Raw genomic sequence first — 24,192 nt, 5'->3', positions numbered from 1 at the left:
GTGCGGCGGTCTGTGCCTGCCGCGAAACTCTGCTGCCGGTCGCGCCCCGTGGCTATCCGGCCACGGCCATCAAACGGCGACCAGACGCACGCTTGCCCCTTCACCGACACCCAGGGCCTCGGCGGCGTCGCTACTGAGGCTGACCGGCTTGCCCGGCACCCAATCGAGCTCCAGCAACACAGCGCGGTAATCCTGCAACTGGCCGTTGCACACCAGGTACGGGCGACCACCCTTGGCCGGCACCGGCTCAAGCTTGACTGGCACCACGCGGCTTTGCGCGATGGTGCGGATCCCCGAAGCCCGCGCATGCAGGGTGGGGCCGCCGTCGAAGATGTCGATGTAGTGCTCGGTCTCGAAGCCTTCGCGCATGAGGATGTCGAAGGTGATCTGCGCGCGCGGGTGCACTTGGCCCATGGCCTCTTGGGCCAGGTCCGGCAGCAACGGCACGTAGATTGGGTAGTGCGGCATCAGCTCGGCGAGGAAGGTGCGGCTCTTCAGCCCGCACAGGCGTTCGGCATCGGAATAATTGAGGTCGAAGAAGTTGCGCCCAATCGCATCCCAGAACGGCGACTCGCCGTGCTCGTCGCTGTAGCCGACGATCTCGGTGACCACCGAATCGGCAAAACGCTCGGGGTGAGCGGCCATGAACAGCAAGCGACCCCGCGAATTGAGCTCGGCCAAGCCAGTGCCGACCAACTCGGGCAGCACATAGAAGCTGGTCAGCAGGCTGTTGCCCGTGAGGTCATGGCACAGCGACAGCACGTGGATCTTGTTATGGATCTTCAGCTCGCGCGACGCATGCACGAATGTCTCGTTGCGAAAGCTGTAGAACGGTTCGGAGTAGCCTGCCGAAGCGACGATCGCCGAGCAGCCGGCCAACTTGCCGGTTTCGCTGTCTTCGAGGACGAAGAAATAGCTTTCCTCACCGTTGAAGCTGACTTCAGCGGCGAACGATGTCTCGGACGCGGCGATCTTGTCGCCCAGGCGACCGGCATCATCCGGCAGCGAAGTGACACCAACGGGGCTGTCCGCAGCCATGCGCTGCACTTCATTGAGGTCAGCCATTTGCGCGGGGCGCATTACCAGCATGGTGTCACTCCTTTGGAATACGGGCCGAGTGGCTCGGCACGGAAAAACGGCGGGCGCCGTGATTATTGGCTTGGCAGGCACCCGCACTGGAATTCAGCGATCGCCGGCCCGCGTTACGGACCGGGCCGGCGACAAGGGCGGTCAGCCCTGGGTCAGCTTGGCGATGGCGCGCTCGAAGCGATCCAGGCCTTCATCGATGTCGGCATCTTCGACCACCAGGCTTGGCGCGAAACGCACCACGTCCGGGCCTGCCTGCAGGACCATCAGGCCTTCCTTCTCGGCCGCGTTGAGCACATCCTTGGCCTTGCCTTTCCAGGCATCGACCAGTACGCAGCCGATCAGCAGGCCAACGCCGCGCACCTGGCTGAACAGCTCGATTTTCTCCAAGCGCGCCTTGAAGCGCGCGTGCTTGGCGGTGATAGCCGCCAAGGTCTCGGGAGTATTGACCACATCCAGCACCGCGCAGGCGACGGCGCAGGCCAGCGGGTTGCCGCCGTAGGTGGTGCCGTGGGTGCCAACGGCAAGGTGCTTGGCCAGGTCTTCGGTGGTCAGCATGGCGCCAATCGGGAAACCGCCGCCCAGGCTCTTGGCGCTGGTGAGGATATCTGGGGTGACGCCGTAGTGCTGGTAAGCGTACAGCGAGCCAGTACGGCCAACACCGGTTTGCACTTCATCGAAGATCAGCAAGGCATTGTGCTCGTCGCACAGTTTGCGTGCGCCTTCCAGGTAGGCCTTATCGGCCGGCACTACGCCGCTTTCACCCTGGATCGGCTCGATCACTACCGCGCAGGTCTTGTCGGAAATTTGCGCTTTGAGCGCTTCCAGGTCGTTGTACGGCACGTGGCTGATGCCGGTGATCTTCGGACCGAATCCGTCGGAGTACTTCGGCTGGCCACCGACGCTGACGGTGAACAGGGTGCGCCCGTGGAAGCTGTTGACGGTGGCGATGATCTCGTGCTTTTCAGGGCCGAAACGGTCGTGGGCGACGCGACGGGCCAGCTTGAAAGCCGCCTCGTTGGATTCGGCGCCAGAGTTGCAGAAGAACGCTTTGTCGGCAAAGGTCGCATCCACCAGTTTATGCGCCAGGCGCAGGGCCGGCTCGTTGGTGAACACGTTGGAGACGTGCCAGAGGGTATTGGCCTGTTCAGTCAGGGCCTTGACCAGTGCCGGATGGCAATGACCCAAGGCATTTACCGCGATGCCGCCCGCGAAGTCGATCAGCTCGCGACCCGACTGGTCCCAGACTCGGGAACCCTCGCCTCGCACAGGAATGAAGGCCGCCGGGGCGTAGTTGGGAACCATGACCTGGTCAAAATCGGCACGTTGCACCGGGGCTTGCTCAACGGACATCTGAGTCTCCTGAAGAGGAACGCTGGCCTGAAAGTGGCGAGCGATGGGGGGATTGTAAGGACTGATCAGCGCCTGTCCTTGCGGCCAAGCGACAACTTGTTACAGCGCAAAACCCTGTTTTAGCCAGGCTTTCGGCAATGCGACAAACAGTGTCGCAATCGCGCAGTGTAAAGGAGGCAGGGTGTGTCGGGGAGATGTCAGCCGCAAATGGGTGAACGGTTGTTCACAGCCAATTGCGACAGCTTGGCAGCGAGCGTGACAAGCGAGCGTTTCTCAGTTGGGAGCGGTGTAGGCTCTGCTGACGCAATCGCGGGGCAAGCCCACTCCCACGCAATCTACCCGGGGCAGATTTCAGCCGCGTTCAGCAGGGGCCGAGCTGAGCTCGAACGGGCTGTTGCTACGGCGCTGGTTGCGATCTTCGCGCGGGGTGGCGCCAAAGAAGTTGCGATAGGCGCTGGAGAAATGCGGCCCGGAGGAGAACCCGCACGACAAGCCAATCTGGATGATCGACTTGCTGGTCTGCATCAACATCTGCCGCGCCTTGTTCAAGCGCAACTCCAGGTAATACTGGCTCGGCACCCGATTGAGGTACTGCTTGAAGATCCGCTCCAGCTGTCGGCGAGACACGCACACATGCTGGGCGATCTCGTCAGTGGTCAGCGGCTCTTCGATGTTGGCCTCCATCAGCAGCACTGCCTGGGTCAGCTTCGGATGGCTGGAACCCAAGCGGTTTTGCAATGGAATCCGCTGACGCTCGCCACCCTCTCGGATGCGCTCGACCACCAACTCCTCCGACACCGCTCCGGCAAGTTCGGCACCATGATCACGGGCCAGCACCGCCAGCAGCAGGTCAGCCACGGCCATGCCGCCACAGGCGGTCAGGCGGTCGCGATCCCAGTCGAACAGATGGCTGGTGGCGATCACCTTGGGGAAGCGCTCACCGAAATCGTCCTGCCAACGCCAATGCACCGCAGCCCGATAGCCGTCGAGCAAACCTAACAGCGCCAGCGGATACACGCCTGCGGAAAGCCCACCGATCATGCAACCACTGCGCGCCAGCTGCTTGAGTGCGGTAGACAACGCGGCATTGACCGCCGTGGGCGGCTCATCGGCCAGCAGCAACAGCTTGTGCAAACCTTCCAGACGCCCATTCCACGGCTCACCGGGCAGACGCCAGCCCTGTTGCTCGGACGGCTCGGCCTGGAGGAACACCAGCTCATAGACGACATCTGGATGCACCCGCTGGGCCACCAGCAATGCCTCCTCGGCCAACGCCAAGGTCAACGGCTTGGTGCTGGGCCAGATGAGAAAACCGATTCGCTGGGTGGTCATAGGGCGTGGTCCGAAACCTTGGGAAGTTCGAGTCAGTGGCGCCGGGTCAGGCTGCGCTCGCTGCGCAGCATGCCCTATTATGGTGCAAAGGTGCAGCCTTTACTTCAGGCTGCCAGAGAGAAACTGCTTGAGCCGCTCCGATTGCGGATTGACCAGCACCTCGCGCGGATTCCCCGCCTCCTCCACTACACCCTTGTGCAGGAACACCAGCTGATTGGACACCTCGCGAGCAAAGCCCATCTCGTGGGTGACCACCACCATGGTCCGGCCTTCCTGGGCCAGCGACTGCATGACCTTGAGCACATCGCCCACCAGCTCTGGGTCCAGCGCCGAGGTCGGCTCATCGAACAGCATCACTTCCGGCTCCATCGCCAGCGCCCGGGCAATCGCCACACGCTGCTGCTCGCCACCGGACATATGCCCGGGGTAGGCGTCCTTGCGGTGCGATACGCCAACCTTGGCCAGGTAATGCTCAGCTTTTTCCAGCGCGTCTTTCTTACTCATGCCCAGCACATGCACCGGTGCTTCGATGATGTTTTCCAGCGCCGTCATGTGCGCCCACAAGTTGAAGTGCTGGAACACCATCGACAGGCGCGAGCGCATGCGCTGCAGCTGCTTGGGGTCGGCAGCCTTGAGTGCGCCATCCTTGCCAGCGACCAGCTTGAGTTCTTCGTTGTTGAGCAGGATCTTGCCGGCATGCGGCTGCTCGAGCAGGTTGATGCAGCGCAGGAAGGTCGACTTGCCCGAACCGCTGGAGCCGATGATGCTGATCACATCGCCTGCCTTGGCGGCCAGGGACACGCCCTTGAGCACTTCATGGCTGCCATAGCGCTTGTGCAGGTCTTGGACTTCGAGTTTGTACATGCTGTCGGTTCTCACAGAGCGTTCAGTGCTTGCGCGGCGCCAGGTAGCCGAGCCAGCGGCGTTCGGCCATCTTGAACAGGCGCACCAGAATGAAGGTCAGGCACAGGTAGAACACGCCCGCCGTGATATAGGCCTCGAAAGGCAGGTAGTACTGGGCATTGACGGTGCGCGCCGCGCCGGTGATGTCGATCAGGGTGACGATCGAGGCCAGGCTGGTGGTCTGCAACATCATGATCACTTCGTTGCTGTACTGCGGCAGCGCCCGGCGCATGGCCGACGGCAGCAGGATGCGCCGGTACATCTTGAAGCGTGACATGCCCATGGCCTTGGCCGCTTCGATCTCACCATGCGGGGTGGCCTTGAGGCTGCCGGCGATGATTTCTGCAGTGTAGGCACTGGTGTTGACGGCGAAGGCCAGGCAGGCACAGAACGTCGCGCTCGACAGCCACGGCCAGAAGATGCTCTCGCGCACCGCCTCGAACTGGGCCAGCCCATAGTAGATCAGGAACAGCTGCACCAGCATCGGCGTGCCGCGGATCACATAGGTGTACAGCCAGGCGGTCATGTTCACCAGCGGCTGCTTGGAAACGCGCATCAGGCCCAGCGGTACCGCCGCCAGCAGACCGAACAACAGCGACAGCGCCAGCAGCTTGAGGGTGGTCAGCAGGCCGCCAAGATAAAGCGGCAGCGCCTCCCAGATGACGTTGTAGTCGAAGATCATAGTTCTGCCGCCTTAACGCCCACCGAGTAGCGCCTCTCGAGGTACTTCAGCGCCAGCAGCGAGACACTGGTGATCACCAGGTACAGGGCTGCCACCGCCAGGAAGAAGGTGAAGGGTTCGCGGGTGGCATCAGCCGCCTGCTTGGCCTTGAACATCATGTCCTGCAGACCCACCACCGAGATCAGCGCGGTAGCCTTGGTCAATACCAGCCAGTTGTTGGTAAAGCCTGGGATCGCCAGGCGAATCATCTGCGGCACCATGATGCGGAAGAACACCTGGCGACTGCTCATGCCATACGCCACGCCTGCCTCGGCCTGCCCCTTGGGAATGCCCAGGAAGGCACCGCGGAAGGTTTCCGACAAATAAGCACCAAAGATGAAACCCAGGGTGCCGATACCGGCCACCAGCGGGTTGAGATCGATATAGTCTTCGTAGCCGAGCAGCGGCGCCACCCGGTTGAGAATGTCCTGGCCGCCATAGAAGATCAGCAGGATCAGCACCAGATCCGGAATGCCGCGAATGACCGTGGCATACATATCGCCCAGCCAGGCCAGCCAGCGCACTGGCGACAACCTTAGCGCCACGCCGATCAGGCCAAGCACGATGGCCAGGGCCATCGACGACAGGGCGAGCTGCAGCGTCAGCCACGCCCCGTCGAGGATGACTGCCCCGTAGCCTTTCAACATGATTGGGATTCCTCTAGACCCAGGGAATGAAAAATGGTGCAAACCTCAGAGTCTCTGCTGTTTGCACCATTGCACAGGTGAAACTCGATGTCTTACTGAGCGTCAGGCCCGTAGATGTCGAAGTTGAAGTACTTGTCCTGGATCGCCTTGTACTTGCCGTTGGCGCGAATGGCGTCGATGGCGGCGTTGATCCGCTCAGCGTTGGCCTTGTCGCCTTTGCGCACGGCAATGCCGATGCCGTCGCCGAAGTACTTGGCGTCGGTGAAGGCCGGGCCTACGAAGGCAAAACCCTTGCCGGCGTCGGTCTTGAGGAAACCATCTTCGAGCAGGGTAGCGTCAGCCACGGTGCCGTCGAGGCGACCGGCAGCCACGTCCAGGTAGATTTCGTTCTGGGTGCCGTAAGGCACGACGGTTGCACCTTTAGGCGCCAGGACTTCCTTGGCGAAACGGTCGTGGATCGAGCCGCGCTGCACGCCGATCTTCTTGCCACTGAGCTCAGCCAGGCTGTCACTGACGGTGACGCTCTGCTTCATGACCAGGCGGGCCGGGGTCAGGTAGTAGCGCTTGGTGAAATCGACTGACTTCTTGCGATCGTCAGTGATCGACATCGACGACAGGATGGCGTCGATCTTGCGCACTTTCAGTGCTGGGATCAGGCCGTCGAACTCTTGCTCGACCCAGGTGCATTTGGCCTTCATCTCTTCGCACAGGGCGTTGCCGATGTCGTAGTCGAAGCCGGCGATGCTGCCATCGGGCTGTTTGAAGGCGAAGGGTGGGTAGGCGGCCTCGATACCGATCTTCAACGGTTTCTCATCGGCGTGCGATACCAGGGACAACACGGACAGCGCCAGGGCGCCAAGCAGTGCGAGCTTCTTCATCAGGTAACTCCATCGGTACGGGGCAATACAAGGCAGGGGTAACAGCTGCCCGAATGCGAATGGGTACAACGCGAGCCGCGAGGGGTATCGACCAAGGTCGCAGACCACGAGCGAGTGAGTGGCATTTTAACGACAGCCCGGTAGTCGATATTTCTTCAAAGCGACAACTAGTTACAGAAGCGCTTGAAACCGCGGCGGGCGATATTGACAGCTCTCACTCATTATGCAAGAGCAAAAAGAAAACAACCTGTAAACGAAGCAATAAGTGCGCCTATTATTGGCAAACCCTTGTATTCCGGCAAGTGTAGCGTGCAAACCTGCACGAAATGTCTGCAGGATTGCCCCACAATGGCACAGGAATGTTTCTGACGGCCCCGTTATCGTGCGACCAAGGTGACAGAAAACGGTTACCGATGAATGTCGAGGTAACAGAATGCAAAAACCCCGCCGTTGCTGGCGGGGTTCTGTGCAGACTGGCCGCTATCAAGCCGAAGCGCGGCTCATTTCCTTGTGGGTATCGATCAGGTGCTGCACCACACCCGGGTCGGCCAAGGTCGAGATATCACCCAGCGCGTCGTATTCGGCCGTGGCGATCTTGCGCAGGATCCGCCGCATGATCTTGCCCGAGCGAGTCTTGGGCAGGCCTGGCGCCCACTGGATGACATCCGGCGAAGCAATCGGACCAATCTCCTTGCGCACCCAGTTTTTCAGTTCCAGGCGCAATTGCTCGCTCGACTCGACCCCGGCATTGAGGGTCACATACACATAGATGCCCTGCCCTTTGATGTCATGCGGCACGCCGACCACCGCCGCCTCAGCGACTTTCGGGTGGGCAACCATCGCACTCTCGATCTCGGCGGTACCCATCCGGTGACCGGAAACGTTGAGCACGTCATCCACGCGACCGGTGATCCAGTAGTAGCCATCCTCGTCACGGCGCGCACCGTCACCGGTGAAGTACATGCCGCGGAAGGTCTTGAAGTAGGTGTCGACGAAGCGGTCATGATCGCCATACAGCGAACGCGACTGACCCGGCCAGGAGTCGAGGATCACCAGGTTACCCTCGGCGGCGCCTTCGATCAGGTTACCCAGGTTATCCACCAGGGCCGGCACCACGCCAAAGAACGGACGGGTTGCCGAACCCGGTTTCAAGCCAGTCGCCCCTGGCAGCGGGCTGATCAGGATGCCGCCGGTTTCGGTCTGCCACCAGGTGTCGACGATCGGGCAACGCTCCTTGCCGACAGTCTGGTAGTACCAGTTCCAGGCCTCAGGGTTGATCGGCTCACCCACCGAACCGAGCAAGCGTAGGCTGGAGCCATCTGCGCCGGCAACGGCGGCCTGACCTTCGGCCATCATCGCGCGAATCGCGGTCGGTGCGGTGTAGAGGATATTGACCTTGTGCTTGTCGATGATCTTCGACACGCGGGTGATGTCCGGGTAGTTCGGCACACCTTCGAACAGCACGGTGGTGGCGCCATTGGCCAGCGGGCCATAGACGATGTAGCTGTGACCGGTGACCCAGCCAACGTCGGCGGTGCACCAGTAGACTTCGCCCGGGCGGTAGTCGAACACCCGCTCATGGGTCAGCGAGGCGTAGACCATGTAGCCACCAGTGGTGTGCAGGACACCCTTGGGCTTGCCAGTCGAGCCAGAGGTATAAAGGATGAACAGCGCTTCTTCGGCGCCCATCTCTTTCGGTGCGCAGTGGCTGGAGGCGACCTTCATCAGGTCTTCGTACCAGATATCGCGGTGCTGGTGCCAGGCGATGTCGCCACCGGTGCGCTTGCACACGATGATCTTCTGCACGCTGCTGGTTTCAGGGTTGGTCAGGGCCAGGTCGACGTTGCCCTTGAGCGGCGTATGCCGACCGCCACGCACGCCTTCGTCGGCAGTGATGACGATCTTCGATTTGCAGTCGATGATTCGACCGGCCAGGGCCTCAGGCGAGAAGCCACCGAACACCACCGAATGGATCGCGCCAATTCGGGCGCAAGCCAGCATGGCTACCACCGCCTCGGGGATCATCGGCATATAGATGGTCACCACATCGCCCCGGTGCACATCCTGGCCACGCAGGGCGTTGGCAAATTTGCACACCTGCTCGTGCAGCTCGCGGTAGGTAATGTTGCGGCTTTCGGAAGGATCGTCGCCTTCCCAGATGATCGCTACCTGGTCGCCGCGCTCTTCGAGATGACGGTCCAGGCAGTTGTAGGAAACGTTCAGAGTGCCGTCAGCAAACCATTTGATATCGACATGGTGATCGTCGAACGAGGTCTGCTTGACCTTGGTGAACGGCTTGATCCAGTCCAGGCGCTGGGCCTGTTCGCGCCAGAAACCGTCGGGGTTGATCACCGACTGCTGGTACATGGCCTTGTAGGTGGCCTCGTCGGTCAGGGTAGTAGCCGCAACCTCGGGACGAACGGGATACAGTGGAGCCGCACTCATCTGTGTTACCTCGGTGTAATAGTTGTTTTTGTATGGAACCGTTTGTAACTGTACCAGAGCGGCAAAGGCCATTCGACGTTGGTAGTAGCACGCCCCTCCTTCGCCGCAGAGATTTCGCACAACCGCTCTAGCCCGCACAACACCGGCATTCGACCAGTAATCAAAAGCTGTTTTCCGGGCGATTGTTACAGATTCTGTCAACAGTCTTTATCAAAACCCCCACTGTTTCAGCTGTAGGCCGGGCCATAAAATTCACCTCGCCAGCAACGGCAAGGCGATTAACTTCTGGTAACAGCCCCCACGAAGGCAACGTTAATCCCCTCTTCATCCCGATAGTTAAACACTCGTTGTACTCGCGGCGTCACAAGCGCCGCGTGCCCCCTCACGACCTTAGACAGGTAAATTGAAAATGAAAGCGTTACTGGTATTGGCACTTGGCGGTCTTTGCAGCGCGGCGATGGCCGACGAAGTTGCAAACGATGTCGAGCAGATTCCGGTTGAACAGTACAGTTACTCGCAGCACTTGGACATTGCCCGTGTTCTGTCCATGAGCGAAGTCCCTAACGTCTGTGAAGTAGTGCCCGCCCGCATGACCTACGAGGACTCCAAGGGCCAGAAGCACATTCTCGAATACCGCGTGATGGGTAACGGTTGCTCCAACGGTTGATCCCTGTGAATGGGGCCGCCTAGCGGCCCCTTCAACTGTTTACTCGGACGATTTGCCCAGGGCGTATTCACGCAACTTGTTGGCAATGGTTGTATGCGAAACCCCTAGTCTTTTGCCTAATGCCCGACTACTTGGGTATTCACCAAGCAAACTTTCCAGTACCGCTTTTTCAAAGCGTCCGACAATCTGCGAAAGTTCCCCTTCCAAGGAAAACTCCCCCAACGGTTGGCGCACGCCATAATCCGGCAGACGGATATGTTCGCTCTTCACCAGTCCGCCCTCACATAATGAAACGGCCTGGAATAAAACGTTTTCCAATTGCCGCACATTGCCCGGCCAATGGTAGTGGCTGAGTTTTTCCATGGCGGCGGGCGCCAGCCGCGGCATCGGGCAGCCAATCTGCCGGCTGGCTTGATCGAGAAAGTGCTGCACCAGGCCTTCGAGACCATCCATGCACTCTCGTAGCGGCGGGATGTGTAGCGACAGCACATTCAAGCGGTGGTACAGGTCCTGGCGGAATTCGCCCCGCGCGCAGAGCTCGGACAGGTCGACCTGGGTGGCGCAAATGACCCGCACATCCAGATACACCTCCTCATCGCTGCCCACCCGGCGAAAGCAACCATCCTGCAAGAAACGCAGCAACTTGACCTGTAGGCGCGGGCTCATTTCGGCCACCCCATCAAGAAACAGCGTGCCTCCTGCGGTCAGTTCCAGCAGACCCAGCTTGCCCTCCGCGCGTGCGCCCTCGAAAGCGCCCGGACCATAGCCAAACAGCTCGGTTTCGGCCATCGACTCCGGCAACCCCGCGCAGTTGAGCGCCATCAGCGGCGCCTGCCCACGCGGGCTGGCCAAGTGGCAGGCACGCGCCAGCAATTCCTTGCCAGTACCTGTTTCGCCCTCGATCAACAACGGCGCATCCAACGGCGCCATGCGCCGCGCTTCGCGCACCACGGCGGCCATCACCCGCGAGCTCTGGAAAATACTGTCGAATCCGCGCAGCTCCTGCTTGCGCACGTTATAGATGCGCTCGCCAATGCGGTCGGCGCGATGCAAGGTCAGCACTGCCCCGGCCAACGCCTCGCTTTCGTCATGCTCGGACTGCAACGGGGCGATGTCGGCGAGAAACACATCTCCCTTGACCTTGATGCGCAGGCCATTGATGCGCGACTTGTTCGCCCGCACCAGCTCGGGCAGGTCGAAGTCCTCGACGTAGCGCGCCAGCGGCAGGCCTGGTACCTCATCGACCCGCACCCCAAGCAACTGCGCCGCCGCACGGTTGGCCGCCACGATACTGCCGCCCATGTCGATCGACAGCACCGGGAACTCTAACGCGCCCAATAACGCATTGAGCTCCATATGCCGACGCTCGCTGGGCATCAGGCCGACGCGCTTGACGCCGAACACCCCGGCGATCGCTTCGAATTTCGGCCGCAAGGCTTGGAACTGCAGGTTCACCAGGTTCGGACAATGCAGGTAGATGGCATTGCCGTGGTCGCCGCCAACCTCGCCGCGCAGCACGTTGATGCCGTACTCGACCAACAGGTTGAGGATGTCTCGCAAAATGCCGATGCGGTTCTGGCAATGCACTTTGATACGCATGGAAATGTCCCGAAGCCGCCGATTTTTTCATCGGCACGCGTAAAAGTCGTAAAGATAAGCTGACAAATTTACATAATAGGTCAGCCGGATCTCCGTGATTTTCCGGGATAAGCGGTTTTTTGTAAAATTTACGTTACGAAATCACCCGCTTCACCTGATCAGCAAACACCCCACACCCGGTGCAAAGGCTGCGCTGAAGGGCTATTCCTAGGGCATGTCGCATCCATAACAAGAAAGACCGCCCTCACCAGGAGAGCCACATGAAACAGACGCAGTACGTGGCACGCGAGCCCGACGCGCACGGCTTTATCGACTACCCGCAGCAAGAGCATGCGGTATGGAACACCCTGATCACCCGTCAATTGAAGGTGATCGAAGGCCGGGCCTGCCAGGAATACCTGGACGGCATCGAGCAGCTCAAGCTGCCCCATGACCGCATCCCGCAGCTGGGCGAAATCAACAAGGTGCTGGGCGCCACCACGGGCTGGCAGGTCGCCCGGGTGCCAGCGCTGATCCCGTTCCAGACCTTCTTCGAACTGCTCGCCAGCAAGCGCTTCCCGGTGGCTACCTTCATCCGCACCCCGGAAGAGCTCGACTACCTGCAAGAGCCGGACATCTTCCATGAGATCTTTGGCCACTGCCCGCTGCTGACCAACCCTTGGTTCGCCGAATTCACCCACACTTATGGCAAGCTCGGCCTGGCCGCGACCAAGGAAGAGCGGGTGTACCTGGCGCGTCTGTACTGGATGACCATCGAGTTCGGCCTGATGGACACCCCGCAAGGTCGCAAGATCTATGGCGGTGGCATCCTCTCCTCGCCCAAGGAGACCGTCTACAGCCTGTCGAACGAGCCGGAACACCAGGCGTTCGACCCGATCGAAGCCATGCGTACGCCGTATCGGATCGACATCCTGCAGCCGCTGTATTTCGTTCTGCCGAACCTCAAGCGTCTGTTCGACCTGGCCCACGAAGACATCATGGGCATGGTCCACAAGGGCATGCAGCTGGGCCTGCACGCGCCGAAGTTTCCACCCAAGGTCGCTGCCTGAGCCGCCTTGACGATAACAACTCAAACCGGAATGAACCCATGAATGCCTTGAACCAAGCCCACTGCGAAGCCTGCCGCGCCGATGCGCCGAAAGTCAGCGATGAAGAACTGGCGGAGCTGATCCGCGAGATCCCGGACTGGAACATCGAAGTGCGTGACGGCCACATGGAGCTTGAGCGGGTTTTCCTGTTCAAGAACTTCAAGCACGCGCTGGCGTTCACCAATGCCGTTGGCGAAATTGCCGAAGCCGAAGGTCACCACCCAGGCCTGCTGACCGAGTGGGGCAAAGTCACCGTGACCTGGTGGAGCCACTCGATCAAGGGCCTGCATCGCAACGACTTCATCATGTGCGCGCGCACTGACAAAGTTGCCGAGACGGCTGAAGGCCGCAAGTAACTCGCTACAGCTCTGATCGCGGGGCAAGCCCGCTCCTACGCCCTCTGCAATGAAGCAAGCGCGTGGGAGCGGGCGTGCCCCGCGATTGCATTTAGAAGGGCCAAACGGCCTGTTGCCGTCCGGTATCCGCCCGCAAAACCGACAACTGACAGGCAAAAAGTTCAAACTGTCATGCAGACTGCTGTATCCTGCCCCAGCTTTCCAAAGCCATAAACGCGCCTGGCGCAGCCTTTTCACTCACACTTGCGAGGAACGTCGAGATGCATGAAATCCCGAATCTTCCCTTCCCAAGCCTGAACCCCGAAGAGCAAACCGTTGCCGCCCACTCCGAGCCGACGCCTGCCGTCGAGCAGGATGGCGACGATACATCCAGCGCTGATCAGGAATAACCGCGCACGACAGTGTGAAAACGGCTGACCTTCGGGAACTCCCACGTCATCACGTTTTCACACCGTCCAGATCCCCTGCCACGAAGACCCTCCATGCCCGATTCACCGCGCCCCCTTGCGGTCACCCTGCAAGTCGTCTCGATCGTCATCTTCACCTTCATCGGCTACCTGAATATCGGCATCCCCTTGGCCGTACTGCCAGGCTACGTGCATAACCAACTGGGCTTTAGCGCAGTAGTCGCGGGCCTGGTGATCAGCGTGCAGTACCTCGCCACCTTGCTCAGCCGCCCCACGGCCAGCCGCATCATCGACAACCTGGGCAGCAAAAAAGCGGTCATGTATGGCCTGTTCGGCTGCGGCCTGAGTGGCGTGTTCATGCTCGCCTGCAGTTTTCTCAACCACATGCCATGGCTCAGCCTGACCTGCCTGTTGATTGGCCGACTGGTATTGGGCAGCGCAGAAAGCCTGGTCGGCTCCGGCTCGATCGGCTGGGGGATCGGCCGAGTGGGCGCGCAGAATACCGCCAAGGTAATCTCCTGGAACGGTATCGCCAGCTACGGCGCGCTGGCCGTCGGCGCCCCGCTGGGAGTGCTGATGGTCAAGCAGTGGGGGCTGTGGAGCATGGGCGTGAGCATCATCCTGCTGGCAGTGACGGGCCTGCTGCTGGCATGGCCCAAGCGCGCCGCGCCCATTGTCAGCGGTGTGCGCCTGCCGTTTTTGCAAGTGCTGGGCAAGGTGTTCCCGCACGGCTCGGGGCTGGCCCTGGGCTCGATCGGTTTCGGCACCATCGCCACCTTCATCACCCTGTACTACGCCAGCCGCGACTGGCCCAATGCCGCATTGACCCTGAGCCTGTTTGGCGCCAGCTTCATCAGTGCTCGACTGTTGTTCGGCAACCTGATCAACCGCATCGGCGGCTTCCGGGTGGCAATTGCCTGCCTGTCGGTGGAAACCCTGGGGTTGCTGATGCTGTGGCAGGCGCCGAGTGCCGAGATTGCCTTGGCGGGCGCGGCGTTGAGTGGGTTTGGCTTCTCGCTGGTCTTCCCAGCACTGGGGGTCGAGGCGGTGAATCAGGTATCAGCAGCCAACCGCGGCGCCGCGGTGGGGGCGTATTCGCTGTTCATCGATCTGTCGCTGGGCATTACCGGGCCGCTGGTGGGCGCAGTGGCATCTGGGTTTGGCTTTGCCTCGATGTTTCTGTTTGCCGCAGCGGCGTCGGCTTGCGGACTGGTGCTGAGCCTGTATCTGTATCGCCAGGCGCGGCGGTTGCGCCAAGCCTGAATGACCATCGCGGGGCAAGCCCGCTCCCACAGATCTGTGGGAGTGTGCTTGCCCCGCTCTGCGCTTGAGGGTCAGCGCAGGGCGTACTGCAACACCACCTCCAGCGGATGGCGCATCTGCTTGTCGGCCATGCGCTTGACCTGGCTACGGCACGAATAGCCAGTCGCCAACGGCTCCCCTTGTTTATCCAGCTTGGTCGCCCACGACTGCTCGAAGATGGTCCGCGACGTCTGCTGATTACGCGCCTCATGCCCATAAGTGCCGGACATCCCGCAGCAGCCGGTCGCCTCGGTCACCAGCTTCAGCCCCATGCGGGCAAACACCTGCTCCCACTGCTTGGTACTGGCCGGCACGTTGGTCTTCTCGGTGCAATGAGCCATCAAGCGGAAGTGGCCAGCCTCCGCCACCGCCTGTTCAGGCAGCACATCGATCAACCACTCCTGCGGTAGCAACACCTTCGGGCAATCTTCCAGGCCAGGCACCTTCTGATACTCCTGGCGATAGACCAGCGTCATCGCCGGATCCAGGCCCACCAAAGGCACGCCGCAGTCGGCCAGCGCCTTCAACTGGCTACCATTGCGGATCGCCGCCTTGGCGAACGCACCGAGAAAGCCCTGCACGTGCAGCGGCTTGCCGTTGGCGCTGTAGGGCGCCAGGAACACACGATGCCCCAGACGATGGGCAAGCTCGATGAACGCGGCCAGCAGCGGCGTCTCGAAGTAACGGGTAAAGGCATCCTGGACCAGCACGATGCTGCGCTCACGCTGGGCCGGGGTCAGCTCGCGCAGCGCCGGCACGCTGGCAACACCGACCCGGCAACGGCTCAGGGTGGCCTGGAAGTTGAAACGGCTGATCAGTGGGCTGTCGACCATGCCGATCTTGTCCGCCAGCAGTTTGCTCACCCACGTCGAGCCCATCACCGCGTTGTACAGGCCCGGCGCATGGGCAAGATAGGGAATGCTGAACTCCAGCGAGCCGATCAGGTAATCGCGCAGCGGGCGCTGGTAGCGGCCGTGGTACAGCTCAAGGAAGCGCGAACGGAAATCCGGGACATTGACCTTGATCGGGCATTGCCCTGCGCACGACTTACAGGCCAAGCAACCGGCCATGGCCTCGTACACCTCGTGGGAAAAGTCCGCTTGGCCCTGCTGCTGCGCACGGTTATTGCGCAGGCGGGTCGGCAGCCCTTTGAGCCAGGACACTTTGCTGCGCGCCGCCGCCAACACATCGATATCCGCCGCACCTTGCAGGCGCAGCCACTCTCGGATCAGCGAAGCGCGACCTTTGGGCGAATGTTGCCGTTCACGGGTGGCCTTCCACGACGGGCACATGGCGTCGTTGGGGTCGTAGTTGTAGCAGGCGCCATTACCGTTGCAGTGCACAGCACTGCCGAAACTCTGCCAGACGCGCTCATCGATGGTTCGATCAAGATCACCGCGCAGGGTCACGCCATCGACCTTGGTCAGGCCCTCCGAGCTGTTCGGTGGCGTGCAGATCTTGCCCGGGTTGAGCTGGTTATACGGGTCGAACGCGCCCTTCAGGCGTTGCAGCGACGGGTACAGCTCGCCGAAGTAATCCGGCACGTATTCCGAACGCAGGCCCTTGCCATGCTCGCCCCACAGCAGACCGCCGTAACGCTGGGTCAGCGCCGCCACCGCATCCGAGATTGGCTTGACCAGCGCCGCCTGGGCCGGGTCCTTCATGTCCAGGGCCGGACGCACGTGCAACACCCCGGCATCGACGTGGCCAAACATGCCATAGGCCAGGCCGTAGCTGTCGAGCAGCGCGCGGAAGTCAGCGATATAGTCAGCCAGCTGCTCGGGCGGCACTGCGGTGTCTTCGACAAACGGCTGCGGCCGCACCTCGCCCTCGACGTTGCCCAGCAAGCCCACCGAGCGTTTGCGCATGGTGTAGACCCGCGTCACGGCCTCGGCCCCCTCGGCCAGGGTATGACCCAAGCGCTCGACCCCCTTGTCGCTCTGCAGATGCGCGATGAACGCCTGCACCCGCGCGTTGACCTCGCCCGGCTCGTCGCCGCAGAACTCGATCAGGTTGATACCCAGGGTCGGCCGCTCAGGGTCAGCCGGGAAGTACTCGGCAACGCTGTGCCAGACGATATCTTTCATCGCCAGCATGAGCACCTTGGAGTCGACGGTTTCGATCGACAGTGGCTTGTGCGCCATCAGCGCATTGGCGTCTCGCAGGGCATCCATGAAGCTGGTGTAGCGCACATTGACCAGCACTGCGTACTTGGGGATCGGCAGCACATTGAGCTTGGCCTCGACCACGTAGCCCAGCGAGCCCTCGGCGCCGCACAGTACGCTATTGAGGTTGAAGCGGCCCTGCTCGTCGCGCAGGTGCGCCAGGTCGTAGCCGGTCAGGCAGCGATTGAGCTTGGGGAAGGTGCTTTCGATCAGCTCGGCCTGGTTCTGCTGGATGTCGCGGGCAACCCGATAGACCTCGCCAGCACGGCCCGGCGCGGCGCAAGCCTGCTCCAGCGCCGCATCGTCGATCGGCAGGCTATGCAGGCGCTCGCCACCGAGCAACACGCTGTGCAGTTCAAGCACGTGGTCGCGGGTCTTGCCGTAGGTGCAACTGCCCTGGCCGCTGGCGTCGGTATTGATCATGCCGCCCACGGTAGCGCGGTTGGAGGTGGACAGCTCCGGGGCAAAGAACAAGCCGTGTGGCTTGAGCGCCGCATTGAGCTGATCCTTGACCACCCCGGCCTGGACGCGCACCCAGCGCTGCTCGACGTTGATCTCCAGGATCTGGTTCATATGCCGCGACAGGTCGACGACGATGCCGTCAGTCAGCGACTGGCCGTTGGTGCCGGTACCACCGCCACGCGGGGTCAGCTTGATCTGCTGGAAACGCGACTCGCCCATCAGTGCGGCCACCTTGGCCACATCGTCGGCATCCAGGGGGAACACCGCCGCCTGCGGCAGGCGCTGATAGATCGAGTTATCGGTGGCAAGCACCGTACGGGTGGCGTAGTCGGCACTGATCTGGCCGCGGAAACCGCTGCTGCGCAGGGCTTCGAGAAATTCCGGGTAGTTGACGGCAGGGGCGCTGGTCGACAGCTGGGCGATCATCGTTGGATGGCCTCTTGATATGGGCTGATTCACGGTAAACCTGTCTTCCCGGCATAGGTTACACAGCCAGGGATGACGAATATGCCAATGTTCCTGTACTTTCCGGCCAGGGGCAAACGGATATTCCTGCCGCTATTGATGAGCTTTATGAATGAATTACCGCCACCTGACCCCATCGATGTCGCTGCTGCTGGCGTTCGAGGCCGCCGCTCGGCATGAAAGCTATACCCGCGCCGCTGCCGAACTGTCGCTGACCCAGAGCGCGGTTAGCCGCCAGGTGCAGGCACTGGAGCAGCAGTTAGGCCTGACCTTGTTCCGCCGCGAAGGGCGCCAGGTGCAGTTGACCGACGTCGGGCGCCTGTACCAGCGCGAGCTCAGCGAAGCCCTCGGGCGGATCCGCAGTGCCACCTTGCAGGCACTGGCCTACCAGACAGGCGTCGGCACTTTGCGCCTGGCCACCCTGCCGACGTTCGGCTCGAAATGGCTACTGCCGCGCCTGCACGCTTTCTACGCAGCCCATCCTGGGATGCTGGTACATATTCATTCACGCATTGAAGCGATCAACTTCGACACCAGCGAGATCGACGCCGCCATCGGCGTGGCCAGCCATGACCTGCCAGGGCTGATCTGCCACCGCCTGCATGCCGAAGAGCTGGTGGTGATTCTGCCGCAGGAGGCCGCCAGTGAGGCGCAGGGTTGGAGCCCGGCGCGAATCAGCGAACAGGTACTGCTGAATGTGGCCAACAACCCGCACGCCTGGGGCGAGTGGTTCTCCCACCATGACCTGCCACACCGAGCGATGCGCCTGGGGCCGAGCTTCGAGTTGACCTCGCACCTGATCCAGGCTGTACGAGCAGGCATTGGCATTGGCCTGGTGCCGCGGGTTCTGGTCGAGGGAGAACTGGCCAAGGGCGAGCTGTTCAGCCCGGGCGTCGCGTTCGCCAGTCAGCGCAGTTACTACCTGATTTATCCGCCGCGTAATGAGGCATTGCCGTCGTTGCGGGCATTTCGTGGCTGGCTGCTGGAGCAGATTTAAAGCCCAGTGGGCGCTATCGCGGGGCAAGCCCGCTCCCACTCAGTCATGCCTGCCGTCATGCCTAGCCGTCATGCCTGGCCGTCATGCCTGGCACGCATGCTTGGCGGCCTGCGTGGGAGCGGGCTTGCCCCGCGATAGCGCCCGTACAGACAACAAAAAACCCGATGCCAGTCACCGGTCATCGGGTTTCAAGTAAAACGCTCAGCGCTTACTTGGCTACAGAGCTTGCCGCCCGGTTAGCCTGCGTCCCACGTCTGCCCTTGAGCATGTAGGCCACGAACATCGCGAACAACCATACCGGGATCGCATACACCGATACCTGAATCCCCGGGATCATGAGCATGATGCCCAGGATCAGCACCACGAAGGCCAGTACCACATAGTTGCCATAGGGGTACCACAGTGCCTTGAACAATGGCTTCTGCCCGGTACGGTCAAGGTGCTGACGGAATTTCAGGTGCGAGTAGCTGATCATCGCCCAGTTGATCACCAGCGCCGCTACCACCAGCGACATCAGCAGCTCCAGGGCATGCTGCGGCATGAAGTAGTTGAGCAGCACGGCAACCAGGGTGACCACTGCCGAAGCCAGAATCGAACGCACCGGCACGCCGCGCTTGTCGATCTTGGCCAGCGCAGCCGGGGCATCGCCCTGCTCGGCCATGCCATAGAGCATCCGCGCATTGCAGTAGGTACCGCTGTTGTACACCGACAGCGCCGCAGTCAACACCACGAAGTTCAGCAAGTGCGCAGCCACGTCGCTACCGAGCAGCGAGAACACCTGCACGAACGGGCTGCTGCCATAGCTGCCACCGGAGGCATCGATGCTGGCGACCAGGCTGTCCCATGGGGTCAACGACAGCAGAATCACCAGGGCGCCGATGTAGAAAATCAGGATCCGGTAGATGACCTGGTTGATCGCCTTGGGAATCACGGTCTTTGGCTTGTCGGCCTCGGCTGCGGTGAAACCGAGCATTTCCAGGCCACCGAAAGAGAACATGATGATCGCCAGCGCCATGACCAGGCCGCTCACGCCATTAGGGAAGAAGCCGCCATGCGCCCACAGGTTGGTCACCGAGGCTTCAGGGCCACCGCTACCGCTGGTCAGCAGGTAGGCGCCCAGGCCGATCATGCCGACGATTGCTGCGACCTTGATGATCGCGAACCAGAATTCGGCCTCGCCGAAGACTTTCACGTTCATCAGGTTGATGGCGTTGATCAGCAGGAAGAACGCCGCGGCGGTGACCCAGGTGGGGATCTCCGGCCACCAGTAATGGACGTACTTGCCGACTGCCGAAAGCTCCGACATGCCGACCAGGATATACAGCACCCAGCAGTTCCAGCCCGACAGGAAGCCGGCGAAACCGCCCCAATATTTGTGCGCGAAATGGCTGAAGGAGCCGGCAACCGGCTCTTCGACGATCATCTCGCCGAGCTGGCGCATGATCATGAAAGCGATGAAGCCGCAGATGGCATAGCCAAGGATCATCGACGGACCGGCAGACTTCATCACACCGGCCGAGCCCAGGAACAATCCGGTACCGATCGCGCCACCCAGGGCGATCAGCTGGATATGGCGGTTTTTCAGGCCCCGCTTGAGCTCGCCTGACTGCATGTTTTGTCCACTCATGAACGAAGTCACCTGCTTGTTTTTATCTGTGACGGAATCGGACCCACCGCGCTCGTGGCGCAGCGGAATGGGCAAGGTGATTACCTTGGATTTTTCTTGGACTCGGGCGACACGATAGGCACTGGGCCAGGACGGTCAACCGGGAGTCAGCAAGAGTGCGCGGTACGCAAAGGGGTCACAGGTAAAACGCGGCGCATTGTATACCCCTGCAAACGCGCAGGCGTCAACGCGTTGCGTCATTTCCTGATGAAAAAACGCAGCGGTCCTGGGGCGAAGGCCTGAAAAGGCGCAGTGATCGGCGTACATGGCGCCTCCATTTGTTGTTTTGATGCCCGGCGCTGTGGCCAGGCTGTGCACACGGCATGGCGCTATATCAGCGTGCTGCGGGGGGTTGGGCAAGAGGGGGTGGGGCTGAGGGGCAGGCTCAAGCGCGTAGGACTTGGCAAGTTTTATTTACAACGAAGAGAAAGGGCAGTTGAAACGGGTAATGTCGTAAACCTTTCTTTACGAAGCGGTTCAAAATATTGCCATTTGGTGAAAATTTCTGATGAATCAGTACGTTGGAACGTACACATAGTTTGAGGGGGTGTCTAACGGACACAAAAAAGCCAGCCGGAAGGCTTAACTCTGTTCACTTAGGGCCCTTGTCGCCTGCTTTGGGGCCGCTTTGCGCCCCTTCGCGGGCAAGCCCGCGAAGGGGCGCAAAGCGGCCCCAAAATCTCAAGTGAACAGCATTAAGCCCGAGGGCTGGCTTTCTGAGCTACAGACTTGATCAGCCGCGAGGCTTACCGCGACCGGTGCCGGCAGGCTTGCCACCCGCAGGCTTACCGCCTTCTGGCTTGCTGGTGCGCTTGCGCATATCGCTCGGACGCTCGGCAACGGTACTGCTGCTACGGCCACCCTTGCGCGCAGCACCGTCTTCACGGGCCGCCCGCGCCGGGCGCTCAGCTTGACCTTCCTGCGCCGGACGCAAGGTACGCACGCGCTCGCCACGGCCCAGCGGACGGGTCGATTTGCGCTGCATACGCTCCATCTTGTCCTTGGCCTTGAGGTTCATGGTCGGCAGCGCTACCGGCTGCAGGCCCACTTCAGCGGCAAGGATATCGATCTCGCCCTGGCTCATTTCGCGCCAGCGGCCCATCGGCAGGTCGGAGTTGAGGAACACCGGGCCGAAACGCACGCGTTTCAGACGGCTGACGATCATACCCTGGGACTCCCACAGGCGACGAACCTCACGGTTACGCCCTTCCATCACCACGCAGTGATACCAGTGGTTGAAGCCTTCGCCACCAGGCGCTTTCTGGATGTCGGTGAACTTCGCCGGGCCATCTTCGAGGACCACGCCAGCCTTGAGCCGGTCGACCATCTCGTCGTCGACTTCGCCACGCACACGCACGGCGTACTCGCGGTCCATCTCGTAGGACGGGTGCATCAGGCGATTGGCCAGTTCACCATCGGTGGTGAACAGCAGCAGGCCCGTGGTGTTGATGTCCAGACGGCCGATGTTGATCCAGCGGCCTTCTTTCGGACGCGGCAGGCGGTCGAACACAGTCGGGCGCCCTTCTGGGTCGTCACGGGTGCAGATCTCGCCATCAGGCTTGTTGTACATGATCACCCGGCGGGTGGCCTCGGCAGCCTCCACGCGCTTGATCAGCTTGCCATCGACGGCAATTGCGTCGTGCAGGTCGACGCGCTGACCGAGGGTGGCGGCGACGCCGTTGACCTTGATCCTGCCTTGGCTGATCCAGGCCTCGACGTCACGCCGCGAGCCCACGCCAATGCGCGCGAGAACTTTTTGCAGTTTCTCGCCGGATGGGGGGATGGCTTGGGTTTCTTGCAGGTCTTGCTCACTCATCTGGGCACCTCCCGGTGTAGGAATGAAATTGGCTATTGGCGACGAATGCGCCAAAGGGGCGCGCATCATACGCGGTTCGCAGGGCGAACGCACTGCAGAGTAGCGGGTTTTGTGCAGGGGGCTGGGGTTTGCGCTGAACGGTCAGCCTGTGCTGTGTCAATTATGGCCTCATCGCGGGGCAAGCCCGCTCCCACGCAGCCCGAGCCACCCAGCCAAATGAGCCGCATCAACGTGGGAGCGGGCTTGCCCCGCGATGAGGCCAGCACTGACACTGCTAAATCAGGACTTCACCCCAGGCTCATCTTCAACCGAGGACTCTGCTTGATCGTCCGGCGTCTCATCGCGCAGATCATCGAAATCAGTCTTCAACCCCTCTTCCATGGCATCCAGCTCCACCAGCAAGGTGCGGAAGCTGGTCTCTTCCCGTGGCTCCCCCCCTTCGCCCAGCTCTTCATCGCCAAGACTGGCATCGGCCAGCGCCTGCAAATGCGCCGGCACTGGAGCGTCATCGGGGTCAACCAGCGGCTCCGGCTCCATCTCGCGCAGCTCGGCCAACGCCGGCAATTGATCGAGACTGTGCAAGTTGAAGTGATCGAGAAACGCCTTGGTGGTGGCAAACATCGCCGGCCGCCCGGGTACTTCGCGGTAGCCGACGATGCGAATCCACTCGCGCTCCATCAAGGTCTTGATGATATTGGTGTTGACCGCCACGCCACGCACATCTTCGATCTCGCCGCGGGTGATCGGTTGGCGATAGGCGATCAATGCCATGGTCTCGAGCAGTGCCCGCGAGTAGCGCTGTGGCCGCTCCTCCCACAGCCGCCCGACCCACGGCGCGAAGTTTTCGCGGATTTGCAGGCGGTAGCCGCTGGCCACTTCCTTGAGTTCGAAAGCCCGGCCATTACACGACTTGGCCAGCACCTCGAGGGCTTTCTTGAACACGGCAGGCGCCGGCCGCTCGGCTTCTTCGAGCAGCTCATACAGGCGTTCAAGCGATTGCGGTTTGCCCGAGGCCAGCAGAAATGCCTCGATCAGCGACGCCAGGTCGCGCGGTTCATTCAGGTTCATGGGTCTTCAGGTCTGCTTGTTTCACTCGGTCCGGGCGCGGACATGGATCGGGGCGAACGGCTCATTCTGCACCAGTTCGATGAGCGATTCCTTCACCAGTTCGAGAATCGCCATGAAGGTGACCACCACACCCAGCTTGCCTTCCTCGGCGCTGAACAGCTCGACGAAGGGCACGAAGGCACCACCCTTGAGGCGTTCGAGCACTTCGCTCATGCGCTCGCGGGTCGACAGGGTCTCGCGGGTGATCTGGTGACTTTCGAACAAGTCATTGCGGCGCATGACTTCGGCCATCGACAGCAGGATCTCCTCCAGGCTGACCTGCGGCAACAGCTTGCGTACCTTGGCCTGCGGGGCTTCCAGGCGCGGGATAAGCACATCGCGGCCAACTCGCGGCAGTTCGTCGATGCCCTCGGCGGCAGCCTTGAAGCGCTCGTACTCCTGCAAGCGGCGGATCAACTCGGCACGCGGGTCGCCCTCTTCTTCCTCGACCTCGGTGGAGCGCGGCAGCAGCATGCGCGACTTGATCTCGGCAAGCATCGCGGCCATCACCAGGTATTCCGCCGCCAGCTCCAGGCGCACCGACTTCATCAGCTCGACGTAGGACATGTACTGGCGAGTGATCTCCGCCACCGGGATGTCGAGGATGTCGATGTTCTGTTTGCGGATCAGGTACAGCAGCAGGTCAAGCGGCCCCTCGAAGGCTTCGAGGATCACTTCCAAAGCGTCTGGAGGGATGTACAAGTCAAGCGGCAGCTCGGTAACTGCCTCG

The 24,192-nt window shown here is 61.4% G+C and carries 20 protein-coding genes; 6 read left to right on the top strand and 14 right to left on the bottom strand.

All coding sequences use genetic code 11. From position 1 onward, the window contains the following. Nucleotides 1–69: 69 nt before the first annotated feature. The 8 genes from aruF to acs form a co-directional block, all read right to left on the bottom strand. A complete protein-coding gene (gene aruF / locus ACI2JX_RS09315; protein ID WP_404689948.1) occupies nucleotides 70–1,089 on the bottom strand; it encodes an arginine/ornithine succinyltransferase subunit alpha in 1,020 nt (339 codons plus the stop codon). Nucleotides 1,090–1,230: 141 nt separating this feature from the next. Next, nucleotides 1,231–2,439 carry an aspartate aminotransferase family protein gene (locus ACI2JX_RS09310; RefSeq protein ID WP_264235102.1) on the bottom strand — a complete coding sequence of 403 codons (1,209 nt, stop codon included), beginning with the start codon at nucleotides 2,437–2,439 and terminating at the stop codon, nucleotides 1,231–1,233. A gap of 351 nt (nucleotides 2,440–2,790) precedes the next feature. Continuing rightward, nucleotides 2,791–3,771: a transcriptional regulator ArgR gene (gene argR, locus ACI2JX_RS09305; RefSeq protein ID WP_264235103.1), complete on the bottom strand. Its 981-nt coding sequence runs from the start codon at nucleotides 3,769–3,771 to the stop codon at nucleotides 2,791–2,793. A gap of 99 nt (nucleotides 3,772–3,870) precedes the next feature. Further along, on the bottom strand, nucleotides 3,871–4,635 hold the full coding sequence (locus tag ACI2JX_RS09300; RefSeq protein ID WP_186557421.1) for an ABC transporter ATP-binding protein: 765 nt from the start codon (nucleotides 4,633–4,635) through the stop codon (nucleotides 3,871–3,873). A gap of 22 nt (nucleotides 4,636–4,657) precedes the next feature. After that, entirely contained in the window at nucleotides 4,658–5,356 is a 699-nt protein-coding gene (locus ACI2JX_RS09295; protein ID WP_264235104.1) for an ABC transporter permease, read from the bottom strand. Next, the gene (locus tag ACI2JX_RS09290) at nucleotides 5,353–6,042 is read right to left on the bottom strand and encodes an ABC transporter permease (protein WP_186557419.1); all 690 of its coding nucleotides are present in this window, start codon (nucleotides 6,040–6,042) and stop codon (nucleotides 5,353–5,355) included. The genes ACI2JX_RS09295 and ACI2JX_RS09290 overlap by 4 nt, the downstream gene beginning before the upstream one ends. A 92-nt stretch (nucleotides 6,043–6,134) precedes the next feature. Then, complete coding sequence (locus ACI2JX_RS09285; RefSeq protein ID WP_404689947.1) at nucleotides 6,135–6,920, bottom strand: ABC transporter substrate-binding protein; 786 nt, start codon at nucleotides 6,918–6,920, stop codon at nucleotides 6,135–6,137. A gap of 483 nt (nucleotides 6,921–7,403) precedes the next feature. Further along, nucleotides 7,404–9,365 (bottom strand): acetate--CoA ligase, encoded by a 1,962-nt coding sequence (gene acs, locus ACI2JX_RS09280; RefSeq protein ID WP_186557417.1) that lies wholly within the window; start codon nucleotides 9,363–9,365, stop codon nucleotides 7,404–7,406. Nucleotides 9,366–9,774: 409 nt separating this feature from the next. Between acs and ACI2JX_RS09275 the strand changes: the two genes are divergently transcribed. Next, nucleotides 9,775–10,032, top strand: a complete 258-nt coding sequence (locus ACI2JX_RS09275; RefSeq protein ID WP_264235106.1) for a DUF2790 domain-containing protein — start codon at nucleotides 9,775–9,777, stop codon at nucleotides 10,030–10,032. A 39-nt stretch (nucleotides 10,033–10,071) separates the two neighbouring features. On the opposite strand, the gene ACI2JX_RS09270 is transcribed toward ACI2JX_RS09275, so the two are convergent. Further along, entirely contained in the window at nucleotides 10,072–11,631 is a 1,560-nt protein-coding gene (locus ACI2JX_RS09270) for a sigma-54-dependent transcriptional regulator (protein WP_186557415.1), read from the bottom strand. Nucleotides 11,632–11,891: 260 nt separating this feature from the next. Between ACI2JX_RS09270 and phhA the strand changes: the two genes are divergently transcribed. The 4 genes from phhA to ACI2JX_RS09250 all read left to right on the top strand — a co-directional run bounded on the left by phhA (nucleotide 11,892) and on the right by ACI2JX_RS09250 (nucleotide 14,745). Further along, nucleotides 11,892–12,680 carry a phenylalanine 4-monooxygenase gene (gene phhA / locus ACI2JX_RS09265; protein ID WP_404689946.1) on the top strand — a complete coding sequence of 263 codons (789 nt, stop codon included), beginning with the start codon at nucleotides 11,892–11,894 and terminating at the stop codon, nucleotides 12,678–12,680. A gap of 38 nt (nucleotides 12,681–12,718) precedes the next feature. Then, entirely contained in the window at nucleotides 12,719–13,075 is a 357-nt protein-coding gene (locus ACI2JX_RS09260; RefSeq protein WP_019472967.1) for a 4a-hydroxytetrahydrobiopterin dehydratase, read from the top strand. Between the two features lie 260 nt (nucleotides 13,076–13,335). Then, nucleotides 13,336–13,464 carry a hypothetical protein gene (locus ACI2JX_RS09255; protein WP_264082843.1) on the top strand — a complete coding sequence of 43 codons (129 nt, stop codon included), beginning with the start codon at nucleotides 13,336–13,338 and terminating at the stop codon, nucleotides 13,462–13,464. A gap of 93 nt (nucleotides 13,465–13,557) precedes the next feature. Continuing rightward, a complete protein-coding gene (locus ACI2JX_RS09250) occupies nucleotides 13,558–14,745 on the top strand; it encodes an MFS transporter (protein WP_404689945.1) in 1,188 nt (395 codons plus the stop codon). A gap of 71 nt (nucleotides 14,746–14,816) precedes the next feature. On the opposite strand, the gene ACI2JX_RS09245 is transcribed toward ACI2JX_RS09250, so the two are convergent. Further along, nucleotides 14,817–17,837: an FAD-binding and (Fe-S)-binding domain-containing protein gene (locus tag ACI2JX_RS09245; protein ID WP_404689944.1), complete on the bottom strand. Its 3,021-nt coding sequence runs from the start codon at nucleotides 17,835–17,837 to the stop codon at nucleotides 14,817–14,819. Nucleotides 17,838–17,988: 151 nt separating this feature from the next. On the opposite strand from ACI2JX_RS09245, the gene ACI2JX_RS09240 reads away from it, so the two are divergent. Then, nucleotides 17,989–18,873, top strand: a complete 885-nt coding sequence (locus ACI2JX_RS09240) for a LysR substrate-binding domain-containing protein (protein ID WP_404689943.1) — start codon at nucleotides 17,989–17,991, stop codon at nucleotides 18,871–18,873. 208 nt (nucleotides 18,874–19,081) lie between these two features. Here ACI2JX_RS09240 and ACI2JX_RS09235 read toward each other — a convergent pair whose 3' ends face one another. The 4 genes from ACI2JX_RS09235 to ACI2JX_RS09220 form a co-directional block, all read right to left on the bottom strand. After that, complete coding sequence (locus tag ACI2JX_RS09235; protein ID WP_368972913.1) at nucleotides 19,082–20,500, bottom strand: amino acid permease; 1,419 nt, start codon at nucleotides 20,498–20,500, stop codon at nucleotides 19,082–19,084. Nucleotides 20,501–21,272: 772 nt separating this feature from the next. Next, a complete protein-coding gene (gene rluB, locus ACI2JX_RS09230; protein WP_404689942.1) occupies nucleotides 21,273–22,355 on the bottom strand; it encodes a 23S rRNA pseudouridine(2605) synthase RluB in 1,083 nt (360 codons plus the stop codon). Between the two features lie 279 nt (nucleotides 22,356–22,634). Further along, nucleotides 22,635–23,423, bottom strand: a complete 789-nt coding sequence (gene scpB / locus ACI2JX_RS09225; RefSeq protein WP_404689941.1) for an SMC-Scp complex subunit ScpB — start codon at nucleotides 23,421–23,423, stop codon at nucleotides 22,635–22,637. Between the two features lie 21 nt (nucleotides 23,424–23,444). After that, on the bottom strand, nucleotides 23,445–24,143 hold the full coding sequence (locus ACI2JX_RS09220; RefSeq protein WP_186557432.1) for a ScpA family protein: 699 nt from the start codon (nucleotides 24,141–24,143) through the stop codon (nucleotides 23,445–23,447). Nucleotides 24,144–24,192: the final 49 nt, after the last annotated feature.

The sequence above is a fragment of the Pseudomonas sp. NPDC088890 genome, assembly GCF_044900155.1.
Taxonomy (GTDB): Bacteria; Pseudomonadota; Gammaproteobacteria; order Pseudomonadales; family Pseudomonadaceae; genus Aquipseudomonas; species Aquipseudomonas urmiensis.
The sequence above is the reverse complement of the archived record's forward strand: the minus strand, read 5'-3'. Positions and strand labels throughout refer to the sequence as shown.

Bases quoted from the DNA above. Each gene is read 5' to 3' on its own strand.
- acs (WP_186557417.1), bottom strand. From the start codon at position 9,365: ATGAGTGCGGCTCCACTGTATCCCGTTCGTCCCGAGGTTGCGGCTACT.
- ACI2JX_RS09235 (WP_368972913.1), bottom strand. From the start codon at position 20,500: ATGAGTGGACAAAACATGCAGTCAGGCGAGCTCAAGCGGGGCCTGAAA.
- ACI2JX_RS09290 (WP_186557419.1), bottom strand. From the start codon at position 6,042: ATGTTGAAAGGCTACGGGGCAGTCATCCTCGACGGGGCGTGGCTGACG.
- ACI2JX_RS09270 (WP_186557415.1), bottom strand. From the start codon at position 11,631: ATGCGTATCAAAGTGCATTGCCAGAACCGCATCGGCATTTTGCGAGAC.
- scpB (WP_404689941.1), bottom strand. From the start codon at position 23,423: ATGAACCTGAATGAACCGCGCGACCTGGCGTCGCTGATCGAGGCATTT.
- ACI2JX_RS09275 (WP_264235106.1), top strand. From the start codon at position 9,775: ATGAAAGCGTTACTGGTATTGGCACTTGGCGGTCTTTGCAGCGCGGCG.
- ACI2JX_RS09245 (WP_404689944.1), bottom strand. From the start codon at position 17,837: ATGATCGCCCAGCTGTCGACCAGCGCCCCTGCCGTCAACTACCCGGAA.
- ACI2JX_RS09260 (WP_019472967.1), top strand. From the start codon at position 12,719: ATGAATGCCTTGAACCAAGCCCACTGCGAAGCCTGCCGCGCCGATGCG.
- ACI2JX_RS09255 (WP_264082843.1), top strand. From the start codon at position 13,336: ATGCATGAAATCCCGAATCTTCCCTTCCCAAGCCTGAACCCCGAAGAG.
- argR (WP_264235103.1), bottom strand. From the start codon at position 3,771: ATGACCACCCAGCGAATCGGTTTTCTCATCTGGCCCAGCACCAAGCCG.
- ACI2JX_RS09300 (WP_186557421.1), bottom strand. From the start codon at position 4,635: ATGTACAAACTCGAAGTCCAAGACCTGCACAAGCGCTATGGCAGCCAT.
- ACI2JX_RS09250 (WP_404689945.1), top strand. From the start codon at position 13,558: ATGCCCGATTCACCGCGCCCCCTTGCGGTCACCCTGCAAGTCGTCTCG.
- ACI2JX_RS09295 (WP_264235104.1), bottom strand. From the start codon at position 5,356: ATGATCTTCGACTACAACGTCATCTGGGAGGCGCTGCCGCTTTATCTT.
- rluB (WP_404689942.1), bottom strand. From the start codon at position 22,355: ATGAGTGAGCAAGACCTGCAAGAAACCCAAGCCATCCCCCCATCCGGC.
- ACI2JX_RS09240 (WP_404689943.1), top strand. From the start codon at position 17,989: ATGAATTACCGCCACCTGACCCCATCGATGTCGCTGCTGCTGGCGTTC.
- phhA (WP_404689946.1), top strand. From the start codon at position 11,892: ATGAAACAGACGCAGTACGTGGCACGCGAGCCCGACGCGCACGGCTTT.
- ACI2JX_RS09285 (WP_404689947.1), bottom strand. From the start codon at position 6,920: ATGAAGAAGCTCGCACTGCTTGGCGCCCTGGCGCTGTCCGTGTTGTCC.
- ACI2JX_RS09310 (WP_264235102.1), bottom strand. From the start codon at position 2,439: ATGTCCGTTGAGCAAGCCCCGGTGCAACGTGCCGATTTTGACCAGGTC.
- aruF (WP_404689948.1), bottom strand. From the start codon at position 1,089: ATGCTGGTAATGCGCCCCGCGCAAATGGCTGACCTCAATGAAGTGCAG.